At 66.0% G+C, this 11,810-nt stretch carries 10 protein-coding genes; 5 read left to right on the top strand and 5 right to left on the bottom strand.

All coding sequences use genetic code 11. The annotated features are described in order from the left end of the window. Window positions 1-19: 19 nt before the first annotated feature. Window positions 20-934 (bottom strand): PAS domain-containing protein, encoded by a 915-nt coding sequence (locus tag MF609_RS12815; RefSeq protein WP_242416685.1) that lies wholly within the window; start codon window positions 932-934, stop codon window positions 20-22. Between the two features lie 190 nt (window positions 935-1,124). On the opposite strand from MF609_RS12815, the gene MF609_RS12810 reads away from it, so the two are divergent. From MF609_RS12810 to MF609_RS12790, 5 genes are all read left to right on the top strand, one after another. After that, the gene (locus MF609_RS12810) at window positions 1,125-2,375 is read left to right on the top strand and encodes an SGNH/GDSL hydrolase family protein (RefSeq protein WP_242416684.1); all 1,251 of its coding nucleotides are present in this window, start codon (window positions 1,125-1,127) and stop codon (window positions 2,373-2,375) included. 62 nt (window positions 2,376-2,437) lie between these two features. Next, the gene (locus MF609_RS12805; protein WP_242416683.1) at window positions 2,438-3,130 is read left to right on the top strand and encodes a glutathione binding-like protein; all 693 of its coding nucleotides are present in this window, start codon (window positions 2,438-2,440) and stop codon (window positions 3,128-3,130) included. A 119-nt stretch (window positions 3,131-3,249) separates the two neighbouring features. Further along, window positions 3,250-3,705, top strand: a complete 456-nt coding sequence (locus MF609_RS12800) for an EF-hand domain-containing protein (protein WP_242416682.1) — start codon at window positions 3,250-3,252, stop codon at window positions 3,703-3,705. Between the two features lie 80 nt (window positions 3,706-3,785). Next, the gene (locus tag MF609_RS12795; protein ID WP_066689608.1) at window positions 3,786-4,505 is read left to right on the top strand and encodes a response regulator; all 720 of its coding nucleotides are present in this window, start codon (window positions 3,786-3,788) and stop codon (window positions 4,503-4,505) included. A 25-nt stretch (window positions 4,506-4,530) separates the two neighbouring features. Beyond that, window positions 4,531-5,889, top strand: coding sequence for a sensor histidine kinase (locus MF609_RS12790; RefSeq protein WP_242416681.1), 1,359 nt, complete (start codon window positions 4,531-4,533; stop codon window positions 5,887-5,889). 251 nt (window positions 5,890-6,140) lie between these two features. Here the strand turns inward: MF609_RS12790 and guaA are convergent, their stop codons facing one another. From guaA to MF609_RS12770, 4 genes are all read right to left on the bottom strand, one after another. After that, window positions 6,141-7,697: a glutamine-hydrolyzing GMP synthase gene (gene guaA, locus MF609_RS12785; protein WP_242416680.1), complete on the bottom strand. Its 1,557-nt coding sequence runs from the start codon at window positions 7,695-7,697 to the stop codon at window positions 6,141-6,143. Window positions 7,698-7,750: 53 nt separating this feature from the next. Beyond that, window positions 7,751-9,838: a prolyl oligopeptidase family serine peptidase gene (locus MF609_RS12780; RefSeq protein ID WP_242416679.1), complete on the bottom strand. Its 2,088-nt coding sequence runs from the start codon at window positions 9,836-9,838 to the stop codon at window positions 7,751-7,753. Between the two features lie 202 nt (window positions 9,839-10,040). After that, the gene (gene rplQ, locus MF609_RS12775) at window positions 10,041-10,463 is read right to left on the bottom strand and encodes a 50S ribosomal protein L17 (RefSeq protein ID WP_242416678.1); all 423 of its coding nucleotides are present in this window, start codon (window positions 10,461-10,463) and stop codon (window positions 10,041-10,043) included. 231 nt (window positions 10,464-10,694) lie between these two features. Beyond that, window positions 10,695-11,759 carry a DNA-directed RNA polymerase subunit alpha gene (locus MF609_RS12770; protein ID WP_066689613.1) on the bottom strand — a complete coding sequence of 355 codons (1,065 nt, stop codon included), beginning with the start codon at window positions 11,757-11,759 and terminating at the stop codon, window positions 10,695-10,697. Window positions 11,760-11,810: the final 51 nt, after the last annotated feature.

Raw genomic sequence — 11,810 nt, 5'->3', positions numbered from 1 at the left:
CACCCGCTCCGGTCATGCGCTAACGCCGCGTGAGCAGGACGATCGCCCCCTCATTGCCATAGATGCTGCGTAGCTCGGCGATGGTAACCCGCACCGCGACCGTCGTACCGTCGTTCGACAGCAGCGCGCTGTCGATGGTCCGGGCGCCCTCGCCGCTCAGCACCTGGTCCAGCGTCTCGCGAAAGGCGACGCGGTGGGCGACCGGGACCAGATCGGCCATGGCGACATGGTGCAACCGTTCCTCGGACAGTTGCACCATGCCAGCAAAGGTCGGCTCGACCCGGTCGATATGGCCGCGAATGTTGAGGCAGACATAGCCGATGCCGTCATGCACCGCGATCGCTTCGCGCAGCGAGCGTCGCGCATCGGCAAGGCGGTGGCGCTTCATATCCTCGGTAATGTCGTGGACCAGGATCGTGACGTGCCGCGCGAACGGATGGATATCGATCCTGATCCAGCCGTCCCGTCGGAACAGCGACGGGATTTCCGCCGAACAGGGTTCCCGGCTGACCACCGCGCGACGGACATAGGTTTCGACCAGCGAACCGTCGATCGCCGGAACCGCCTTGAAGATCGAATGCCCGACGAACTCGCCCTCCGCCCGGTTCACCTGCGCATGGGCGACCTGGTTGGCGGCGATCACGCGCATGTCATAGTCGATAAGCACGACGCCGATGGTCAGGCAATTGGCCAGTTCGGTCAGGCTGGGTGATGCGGCGGCGGCACCGCCTCGTTCGCCATCGGTGTCCTTGAGCGCATTGTAATGCCGCACCGTTGTCAGGACATGGGTCGCCCGGCCATGATGGGTAACGAAGATCGCTTCGTCATCCTGCATCTGACGCAGCTGGCCGAACCGTCGGGCAAAGTCCGCCGAGGAGACGGTCGGCTGATCGGCTTCGTTCCGCATTACCAAATCGGCTGCCTGACCCGGCATAGGCCGTTCTCCCTGTTAAGTTTCTTCGCGCTGTTCCTCTTCGATCGGTAACAACGCAACGCGCGCCCCACCTAAGCAATACAACATACATCCTAGTGGATCGGTTTCGGCTCGGACAACTGGAACATGCTTCAAAAACAAAGTTATACACTTGTTGCGGCCATATCGGACCTGTACCTATTGTTGGCATATGGCGGGGGGATATCGATTGCGGGCACAGTGGAACGTCGCGGCACTGGCGCTGGTCGCCTTGTCGGCACCTGCCGTCCCGGCCGATCGGACGACCTGGATTGCCAGTTGGACGACCTCACCGATCAAGACGAGTGTCGAGCAGCGTATCCCCGGCGCGGACAAGGGCGATACGACCGTGCGGCAGGTCGTCCGGCTGACGCTGGGCGGCGCGGCCGTTCGGGTGCGTTTCACCAATCGGTTCGGCACCACCCCGCTGCGCATCGCGGGCGCGCATGTCGCGATCGCCACCGGACCGGCCGCAGCCACGACGATCGGCGCGAGCGACCGGGCGCTGACCTTTGGCGGACAGGCCGGCGTCGAGATACCGGCCGGCGCGGATTTTTGGTCCGATCCGGTGGCAATTCCGGTCAAGCCGCTGTCCGACCTCGCGATTTCCACCCGTTTCCCCGCCCTGCCGGAGCAGCAGACCGGCCATCCCGGCGCCCGGACGCGCAGTTGGGTCGTGCGGGGCGACCGACTGTCCGACGCGGCCTTCACCGACGCGGCCCCCGTCGAACGCTGGTTCCAGATCGCGGCGGTCGAGGTTGCCGCCGCCCCGACCGCACGCGCCGTCGTCGCGCTCGGCGATTCGATCACCGATGGCTATGGCGTGACCGGCGGCCAGCATCTGCGCTGGACCGACGGCCTCGCCCGCCGCCTGTCCGCCGCGCGGGCCACGCGCGGGGTCGCGGTGCTGAACCACGGCATCGGCGGAAACTGCCTGCTGGCCGAATGCAGCGGCCCCAATGCGCTCGCCCGGTTCGACAGCGACGTCGCGAGCCAACCGGGTGTGCGCTATGTGATCGTGCTGGAGGGGGTCAACGATCTTGGCCGGCTCGGCCGCGAACGGGCGGCGAGCGAGGAGGAGCGCCGCGCGCATGTCCGGCAGATGATCGCCGGCTATGCGCAGATCGTGGCCCGTGCTCGCGCGCTGAAGCTGACCGTGATCGGCGGCACGATCACGCCGTTCGTCGGCAACGACTATTACCATCCCGATGCGGTGGGAGAGGCCGCGCGGCAGGCGATCAACGCATGGATCCGCACGCCGGGCAATTTCGACGCCGTGATCGATTTCGACGCGGTGGTGCGCGATCCGGCCCGGCCCGACCGGATGCTGCCCGCCTATGATTCCGGCGACCATCTCCACCCGTCGATGGCGGGGTATCGGGCGATGGGCGACGCGGTGCCGCTCACCCTCTTCGCGCGCTGACGCCTTGGCCGGCGGGCCGCTGCTCCCCATCTGGCGCGGGTCACCAGCATCGGAGCCGTCCCATGATCGACCTGCATTACTGGCCCACGCCCAATGGCCACAAGATCACGCTGTTTCTCGAAGAAGCCGGCCTGCCCTACACCATCCACCCCGTCGATATCGGCAAGGGCGAGCAGTTCCGCCCCGAATTCCTCGCCATCGCACCGAACAACCGGATGCCGGCGATCGTCGATCACGAACCGCTGGGTGGCGGCGCTCCGCTGTCGATCTTCGAATCGGGCGCGATCCTGCTGTATCTGGCGGAAAAGACCGGACGCTTCCTGCCCGCCGACACGCCCGCGCGCTATGACGCGATCCAATGGCTGATGTGGCAGATGGGCGGCCTGGGGCCGATGGCCGGGCAGAACCATCATTTCAACATCTATGCGCCTGAGAAGATTCCCTATGCGCAGGACCGCTACATCCGCGAAACCGCGCGGCTGTACGGCGTGCTCGACAAGCGACTGGCCGACCGCGACTTCATCGCCGGCGACTATTCGATCGCCGACATGGCGGCCTATCCGTGGATCGTGCCGCACGAAGCGCAAGGGCAGAAGCTGGAAGACTTCCCCAAGCTGAAGCGCTGGTACGATGCCATCGCCGCGCGCCCGGCGACGGTCGCTGCCTATGCCAAGGGCAAGGCGGTGAATGATTCCAGCAAGCCGATGACCGAGGAACAGCGCCGCAACCTGTTCGGGACGCCGGCCAAGAACTGAGGCTTGCGACAAACTGCGACAAAGCAGTCGTCCACCGACAAAGGCTGGCGACAATTGGCGGCAACAAGGGGCGCATTCTCCACCGGAGGTGCGCCCCTTGTTCCGAAAGGTTACGTTCCATGCGTTCGTTGATCGCCGCCGCCTCGCTCGCCGGCATTGCCCTGCCCTCGATCGTCACCGCGCAGACTGCGCCGCAACCGCCCCGGCCGATGGCCGATGGCGTGCTGACGCGCGAGGAGGCGATGACCCGCGCCGACCGTCGATTCGATGCGCTCGACACCGATCGTGACGGCAAGATCAGCGCCGCCGAACGCGCGGCCCTGCCGCAGCGCCCGCGCGGGACGGTCGATGGTGCCACGCCGATGCCCGGCCGCGCGCATGGCATGGGCGACCGGATGCTGGAACGCGCCGATGCCGACAAGGACGGCGTCATTACCCGCGAGGAATTCCGCGCGGTGGCGGCACGCGGCTTCGACCGGCAGGATGCGAACCATGACGGCCGCGTCGATGCGGCAGAGCGCAAGGCGTGGCGCGACCGGCGCATGGCGCGGCGCGGCGGCCAACCGGGGGAGTAACCCGCCGATCGGACGGCGCGGCCCGGCGTCGCGCCGTCCGTCATTTCCCTTATGCCGATGGGCCGCGTAGCATGTCCGACATGGCCGATATTCCCCATTTGCTGCTGGTCGACGACGAACGATCGATCCGCGAACCGCTTGCCCAATATCTGACGAAGCAGGGCTTTCGCGTCACCCAGGCGGGCGATGCTGAGGGCGCGCGGGCGCGGCTGAACGCCTATGCCATTGACCTCGCCATTCTCGACATCATGATGCCGGGCGAGGACGGGTTGTCGCTGTGCCGCCATATCCGCGAGACGAGCGAGACGCCGGTCATCCTGCTGACCGCGCGCGCGGAGGAAACCGACCGTATCGTCGGGCTGGAAATGGGGGCCGACGATTATGTCGTGAAGCCTTTTTCCCCGCGTGAACTGGCGGCGCGCGTGAAGGTCGTGCTGCGGCGGACGGCGGGTGGCGCCGTGCGACAACATGCCCCGGAGGCGGGATCGTTCGCCTTTGCCGGATGGGTGCTGAAGACCGGCGAGCGAGCGCTGGTCGACCGCGAAGGCGTGTCGGTGCCGCTGTCGACCGGGGAATACAACCTGCTCCACGCGCTGGTCACCCGCCCGCGCCAGGTGCTGACCCGCGACCAGTTGCTCGACCTGACTCAGGGGCGCGAGGCGGCGGCATTCGACCGGGCGATCGACAATCAGGTCAGCCGGCTGCGCAAGAAGATCGAGACCGATGTGCGCAACCCGGAAATCATCAAGACCGTGTGGGGCGGCGGCTATACGCTGGCGACCGAGGTGACGCGGCTGTGAAGCGGTGCGAATCGAGAACCCGCCTGTGAGGCGGCTGGGTCCGACCAGCCTGCCGGGACAGATCGCGCTGCTGGTCGCGGTGGCACTGTTCGTCGCGCAGGCGCTGAACTTCGGCCTGTTGCTGCGCGAACGCCGCGCCTTCCGCTTTGCCGAGATTACGCTCCCCGCCGTCACCCGGCTGATCGATGCCGCCGAACGCCGCATCGCCCCCCGGCCCGGCCAGCCCAATGCCAGCCCGCGCGACCGGATGCGCGGGGTCCGACTGGTCACCGACCGCGCGCCCGTGATGCGCGGCGACGCCGAAGGCGATGTCGAGGACGCGATCCGTTCGGGCTTTGCGGAGGCCGGCATCCGCATCGGCACGGTTGCCGCACATATCCGCCCGATCGACGAGGCCGAGGTGCGCGCACGCGGCATCACCGGGCCGCGGGCCGATCGGCTGCGGCGGATGGGCGCGGTGCTGGACGCGTCGGTCGAGCTGCCGGGGCGCGGCTGGCTGGTATCGCACACGCCCTGGCCAATGGCAGAGCGCAGTCTGCTGTGGCAGCTCTTGGCGCAAACCTTCATCCTCTATGTCATCGTGTTGTTGCCAGTGCTGTGGATCGGCCGGCGCATCGCCAAGCCGTTGCGCGGCCTTGCCGGCGCGGCGCGCGCCTTTCACCCCGCCCGGCCCCTGCCCGCCATCGAACCCTCGGGGCCGCAGGATGTACGGTTGCTGATCGCGGCCTTCACCGACCTGGGGCAGCGGGTGAATGCGATGGTCGATGAAAAGGACCGGATGCTGGGCGCGATCGGCCATGACCTGCGCACCCCGCTGGCCGCGTTGCGCGTCCGGGTGGAGTCGGTCGAGGACGATACCGACCGCGCGCGGATGGTCGAGACGATCGACGAAATGAACGCGACGCTCGACGATATCCTCTCGCTGGCGCGGCTCGGCCGGCCGAGCGAGGCGGCGACCGATGTCGATGTAGCCGCGCTGGTCGATGCAGTGGTCGAGGATTTCCGCGACCTGGGTAACGAAGTCGACTTCGTCGAAGCGGCGCGGGTGCCGCTGCACCTGCGGCCCAATCTGATGCGGCGAGCGGTGCGCAACCTGATCGAGAATGCGATCAAATATGCCGGTGCGGTCGAGGTCCGGGTGGAAACGACTCCCCGTTCGGTGGCGATCATCGTCGCCGATCGCGGCCCCGGCATTCCGGCCGACCGAATGGAGGCGGTGTTCGATCCGTTCACCCGGCTGGAAACGTCGCGCAATCGCGGGACGGGCGGGATCGGGCTCGGCCTCGCGCTGGCCCGCGCGATCGTGCGCGATGCGGGGGGCGAGATCGTGCTGGCGAACCGTAATGGCGGCGGGCTGAACGCGACGATCCGGTTGCCGCGATAGGGGTGCCTGCCCCCTACGTCACCCCGGGCTTGACCCGGGGTCCCGCTTCTTTCCGACGGCAGAAGAAGAAGCGGGACCCCGGATCAAGTCCGGGGTGACGGCTCTTCTAGCGACGCGCCATGGCTGGCTCATGCCAGCCGAATGACACGGCACAAATCGTCCCCTAGGCGATTTGAGCCCGTGTCAGCACCCCGCTTGCGCGGGGCGAATGAAGCGGGGACGATCGTCCCCCGGACGATCGCCTCTCCGCTTCATTCCCACTCGATCGTGCCGGGCGGCTTGCTCGTATAGTCGTAGGTGACCCGGTTGATGCCCTTCACCTCGTTGATGATCCGGGTCGCTACCCGCGGCAGGAAGTCGCCGGGGAACTGGAATGCCTGTGCGGTCATGCCGTCGGTCGAGGTGACCGCCCGCAGCGCCAGCACATTGTCGTACGTCCGTCCGTCGCCCATCACGCCGACGCTGCGTACCGGCAGCAGCACCGCGAACGCCTGCCAGATCGTGTCGTACAGACCCGCCGCACGGATTTCCTCGAGATAGATCGCGTCCGCCTTGCGCAGGATGTCGCAGCGTTCGCGCGTCACTTCGCCCGGAATGCGGATGGCGAGGCCGGGTCCGGGGAACGGGTGGCGACCGACGAACACGTCGGGCAGCCCCAGTTCGCGACCCAGTGCGCGGACCTCGTCCTTGAACAGTTCGCGCAGCGGCTCGACCAGCTTCATGTTCATGCGTTCGGGCAGGCCGCCGACATTGTGGTGACTCTTGATCGTGACCGACGGCCCGCCGGTGAAGCTGACGCTTTCGATCACGTCCGGATAGAGCGTGCCCTGCGCCAGGAACTGCGCCCCGCCCAGCTTGTTCGCCTCGGCCTCGAACACGTCGATGAACGTCTTGCCGATGAACTTGCGCTTGGCTTCGGGGTCGGTGACGCCGGCCAGGCCGTCCATGAACAGGTCCTGCGCATCCACATGGACCAGCGGGATGTTGTAATGGCCGCGGAACAGGCTGACGACCTGTTCGGCCTCGCCCGCGCGGAGGATGCCGCCATCGACGAACACGCAGGTCAGCTGGTCACCGATCGCCTCGTGGATCAGTAGCGCGGCGACCGACGAATCGACCCCGCCCGACAGGCCGCAAATGACCTTCCCATCGCCGACCTGTTCGCGGATCTCGGCGATCTTGAGTTCGCGGAACTCGGCCATCGTCCAGTCGCCGGACATGCCGCAGACGTGGCGCGCGAAATTGGCGATCAGCTTCGCGCCATCGGGCGTGTGGAAGACCTCCGGGTGGAACTGCACGCCATAATAGCGTCGGGCATCGTCGGCGATGATCGCGAACGGCGCGCCGGGGCTGGTGGCTACGACCTGAAAGCCCGGCGCGATTGCCGCGACCTTGTCGCCGTGGCTCATCCATACCTGATGCCGTTCGCCGACCGCCCATAGCCCGTCGAACAGGCTGCAATTCTCGCCCACCTCGACATAGGCTTCGCCGAACTCGCCCGAATGGCCCTTCTCGACCTTGCCGCCCAGCTGCTCGGTCATGACCTGCTGGCCGTAGCAGATGCCGAGGACCGGCACGCCGGAATCGAAGATCGCCTGCGGTGCGCGGGGGGAGCCTTCGTCGCAGACCGACGCGGGACCGCCCGACAGGATCACGCCCTTGGGCGCGAGGCGGGCAAAGGCTTCGTCGGCCTTCTGAAAGGGGACGATCTCGGAATAGACTCCGGCCTCGCGCACGCGACGCGCGATGAGCTGCGTCACCTGGCTGCCGAAGTCGACGATCAGGATGGAATCGGGGGTCTCGTTCATGCCCCCCGATAGCAGAGCGCCGCGCGGGTGCCAGCCCCGCGCGGCGTCATTTGTCAGTTGATCGGCTTCACGTTCAGCCCGGTCCATTTGGCGATGAACGCCCACAGATCGGCGGTTTCCTCGATCACCTTGTCGGTCGGCTTGCCCGAACCGTGGCCCGCGCGTGTTTCGATGCGGACCAGATGAGGCTTCGGCCCGATGTCCTTCGACTGGAGCATAGCGGTGTATTTGAACGTATGCCCCGGCACCACGCGGTCGTCGGTGTCGGCGGTCGTCGCGAGGATCGCCGGATAGGTCACCCCGGCCTTCACATTGTGATAGGGCGAATAGGTCAACAGGTTGCGGAAATCCGCTTCCTTGGCCGGTACGCCATAATCATCGACCCAGTAGCGCCCGGCGGTGAACCGGTCGAAACGCAGCATGTCCATGACGCCCACCGCCGGCAGCGCGGCGGCGAACAGGTCGGGCCGCTGGTTGACGACCGCGCCGACCAACAGCCCGCCGTTCGACCCGCCCTGGATCGCCAGCTGCCCCTTGCCGGTAACCCCCTGTGCGATCAGGTCTTCGCCCGCCGCAATGAAGTCATCGAATACATTCTGCTTGTTCAGCAGCTTGCCGCCGTCATGCCATTCCTTGCCATATTCGCTGCCGCCGCGGATGTTCGCGACCGCCAGCACGCCGCCTTGCTCCAGCCATGCGATGCGCCCCGGCGAGAAACCCGGCAGGATCGGCACGTTGAACCCGCCATAGGCATAGAGCAGCGTCGGCGCGGGCTTCGTCACATCCTTGCGCTTGACGATGAACATCGGGACCTTGGTCCCGTCCTTCGACGTGTAGAAGCGCTGGCGGACGTCGTACTGCGCCGGGTCGAACGCGACCTTCGGCGTCGCCCATGGCGTCACCTGCCGCGTGGCGACGTCGTAGCGATAGATGGTGGTCGGCGTCGCGAAGCTGGAGAAGGCGAAGAAGCCTTCGTTGTTGTCCAGTTCCCCACCGACGCCGCCGACCGTGCCGATGCCGGGCAGTTCGATCATGCCGTCGGGCTTGCCGTCGAGGGTGAAGCGCTTCACCTCGGTCTTCGCATCGACAAGATACGCCGCCATGATCCGGCCGCCGACGAGGCTCGCGCCGTTCAGCACCGCCTTGTCCTCCGCGACCAGTTCCTTCGGTTGGGGATTGGCGGCGGCCATATCGAGCGTCACGATGCGCAGGCGCGGCGCGCCCTGCGTCGTGGTCAGGTACAGCGTGCTATCCTTCGACCCGACGGTGTTCCAGTCGACATTGTCGGTGTTGACGATGGTGCGGGGCTTGTCGTTCGGCCTGGTCAGGTCGAGGACGGTGATCTCGGTATGATCGCCCGGCCCGCTGGTCGAAATGACGAGCCAGCGCCCGTCATCGGTGATGCCGGGATAGAAGGTATAGCGCGGCTGGTCGGGCCGTTCGTAGATCAGCCGGTCGGCGCTTTGCGGCGTACCCAGCTTGTGGAAATAGACCTTGGCGTTCAGGTTCTGGCTCTGAAACTCCTGCCCCTTTTCCGGCGTCGGGAAACGAGCATAATAGAAGCCGGAGCCATCCTTCACCCACGACGCCGACAGGCCGTATTTCACCCAGTCGATCTGGTCGTCGAGCACCTTGCCGGTGTCGACGTCCAGCACGCGCAACTTGCGCCAGTCGCTGCCCCCGTCCTGGATCGAATAGAGCAGCCGCTTGCCATCCTTCGACGGGGCCCATTCGGCGAGCGCGGTCGCGCCATCCTTCGACCAGCCATTGGGATCGATCAGCACCCGCCCCTGCCCGTTCAGGCTGTCGCGGACGTACAGCACCGACTGGTTCTGCAGCCCCGAATTGCGGCTGTAGAAATAGCGACCGCCTTCGCGGTTCGGCACGCCGAAGCGTTCATAGTCGAACAACCGGGTCAGCCGCTGCTTGAAGATGTCGCGGCCGGGCAGTGTCGCCAGATAGGCGTCGGTGACCTTGTTCTCCGCCGCGACCCAGGCCGCGACCTGCGGATCATTGCGGACGTCGTTTTCCAGCCAGCGATAGGGATCGGCGACCTTCACGCCGAACTGTTCGTCGACCTGGTCGACGGTGCGGGTCTGCGGATAGGCGATGGTCTGGGCAAGGGCAGTCGTGCTGGTCATCAGGCACGTGATCGCGACAAGGGCATGGCGGTACATCGTTGCTCCACGGGACGAGCCGGAAGGTATCCGGCGTTACCAGCAGGATACGCGACCCGTACGCCTACGCAACCCCGTGGAGACAATGTTACCCGTTCAAACGAGAAAGGGCGGCCGTACCGAAGTACGACCGCCCCGTCCCTGTGTCTCTCGACCGAAACGCCGATCAGGCGGCTTCGTCGAAATCCTCTTCGCTGATCACCGGGCCCGAATCCTGACCCTTCGCCGACAAGTCGCGGTCGACGAATTCGATGATCGCCATCGGCGAGGCGTCCGAGGCGCGGATGCCGGCCTTGATGATGCGGGTATAGCCACCGTTGCGATCGGCGTAGCGGGTCGCCAGCACGTCGAACAGCTTGGTCAGCTGCGCATCGTCGAGCAGACGAGCGTGCGCGAGACGACGGTTCGACAGGCCGCCCTTCTTCGCCAGCGTGATCAGCTTTTCGACGTAGGGACGCAGTTCCTTCGCCTTGGCGACGGTGGTGGTGATCTGCTCGTGCTTGATCAGCGCGGCCGACATGTTGCGGAACAGCGCAATGCGATGTGCCGAGGTACGCTGCAGCTTACGGCCGCCGAAGCGATGACGCATGGGTATTTCCTTCGTTCGTTAAGGGGCCGTGTCACGGAATCCCCAGAGCTGGTGGCGGTTTAGAGGCTGCCACCGGTTGGCCTGTTCGCGGCAAAGTTCACTAAGTTCACACTTGCCGCGATTTTTAAAACTTGCCCGACACGGGCCAAGCCCGTGCCGTCGGACGGCCTGGAAAGCCGCCGGCCGGGCTGGTTTTGCCTCCGGGGCAGGCGCGCCTGCCCCGGTGCAAAATCAGCCCATAATCTCCTGCTCGAGCTTCTTCGCCATCTCTTCGATGTTCTCGGGCGGCCATCCGGGGATGTCCATGCCGAGGCGAAGGCCCATCGACGACAGCACTTCCTTGATTTCGTTCAGCGACTTGCGACCGAAATTCGGGGTGCGCAGCATCTCGGCTTCGGTCTTCTGGACCAGATCGCCGATATAGATGATGTTGTCGTTCTTGAGGCAGTTGGCGCTACGAACCGACAGTTCGAGTTCGTCGACCTTCTTGAGCAGGTAACGATTGATCTGCGCGGTATCGCCCTGACCTTCGCTCTGCGGTGCTGCGACCTGCGTACCGGTGGCGGCAGCGCGGGGCAGCGTCGAATCGTCGAAGTGGACGAACAGCGCCAGCTGGTCCTGAAGGATGCGACCGGCATAGGCCAGCGCGTCCTCAGGGGTGACGGTGCCGTCGGTTTCGATGGTCAGCGTCAGCTTGTCGTAATCCAGTTCCTGCCCGACGCGGGTGTTCTCGACCTTGTAGCTGACCTGGCGCACCGGCGAATACAGCGCATCGACCGGGATCAGACCGATCGGCGCATCGGCCGGACGGTTGCCGGCGGCGGGCACATAGCCCTTACCGACGTCGGCGGTCAGTTCCATGTTGAGCGTCGCACCATCGTCGAGATGGCACAGCACCAGATCGGGGTTCATGACCTCGATATCGCCGGTGACGGCGATGTCGCCGGCCTTCACTTCCGCCGGACCAGTGACCGACAGCTGCAGACGCTTCGGGCCTTCGCCCTGCATCTTCAGTGCGATCTGCTTCACGTTCAGCACCATGTCGGTCACGTCCTCGCGGACGCCGGCAAGGCTGGAAAATTCGTGAAGGACGTTCTCGATCTTGATCGAGGTGACGGCGGCGCCCTGCAGCGACGACAGCAGCACGCGACGCAGCGCGTTGCCGAGCGTCAGGCCGAACCCACGCTCCAGCGGCTCGGCCACGAAGGTCGAACGGCGCTTGGGATCGCCGCCCGGCTTCTTCTCGAGGCCGCTCGGCTTCTTGAGTTCCTGCCAGTTCTTAGCGTTGACGGACACGGGCTTCCCCTAGCTTGGCGGCGCGGAAAGGACGGGTCCGCGCCATGAAAG

This window comes from Sphingomonas panni, assembly GCF_022664435.1.
GTDB lineage: Bacteria > Pseudomonadota > Alphaproteobacteria > Sphingomonadales > Sphingomonadaceae > Sphingomonas > Sphingomonas panni.
The sequence above is the reverse complement of the archived record's forward strand: the minus strand, read 5'-3'. Positions and strand labels throughout refer to the sequence as shown.

Excerpts from the sequence above, each read along its gene's own strand:
- MF609_RS12815 (WP_242416685.1), bottom strand. The coding sequence starts at position 934 with ATGCCGGGTCAGGCAGCCGATTTGGTAATGCGGAACGAAGCCGATCAG.
- MF609_RS12810 (WP_242416684.1), top strand. The coding sequence starts at position 1,125 with ATGGCGGGGGGATATCGATTGCGGGCACAGTGGAACGTCGCGGCACTG.
- MF609_RS12805 (WP_242416683.1), top strand. The coding sequence starts at position 2,438 with ATGATCGACCTGCATTACTGGCCCACGCCCAATGGCCACAAGATCACG.
- MF609_RS12800 (WP_242416682.1), top strand. The coding sequence starts at position 3,250 with ATGCGTTCGTTGATCGCCGCCGCCTCGCTCGCCGGCATTGCCCTGCCC.
- MF609_RS12795 (WP_066689608.1), top strand. The coding sequence starts at position 3,786 with ATGGCCGATATTCCCCATTTGCTGCTGGTCGACGACGAACGATCGATC.
- guaA (WP_242416680.1), bottom strand. The coding sequence starts at position 7,697 with ATGAACGAGACCCCCGATTCCATCCTGATCGTCGACTTCGGCAGCCAG.
- MF609_RS12780 (WP_242416679.1), bottom strand. The coding sequence starts at position 9,838 with ATGACCAGCACGACTGCCCTTGCCCAGACCATCGCCTATCCGCAGACC.
- rplQ (WP_242416678.1), bottom strand. The coding sequence starts at position 10,463 with ATGCGTCATCGCTTCGGCGGCCGTAAGCTGCAGCGTACCTCGGCACAT.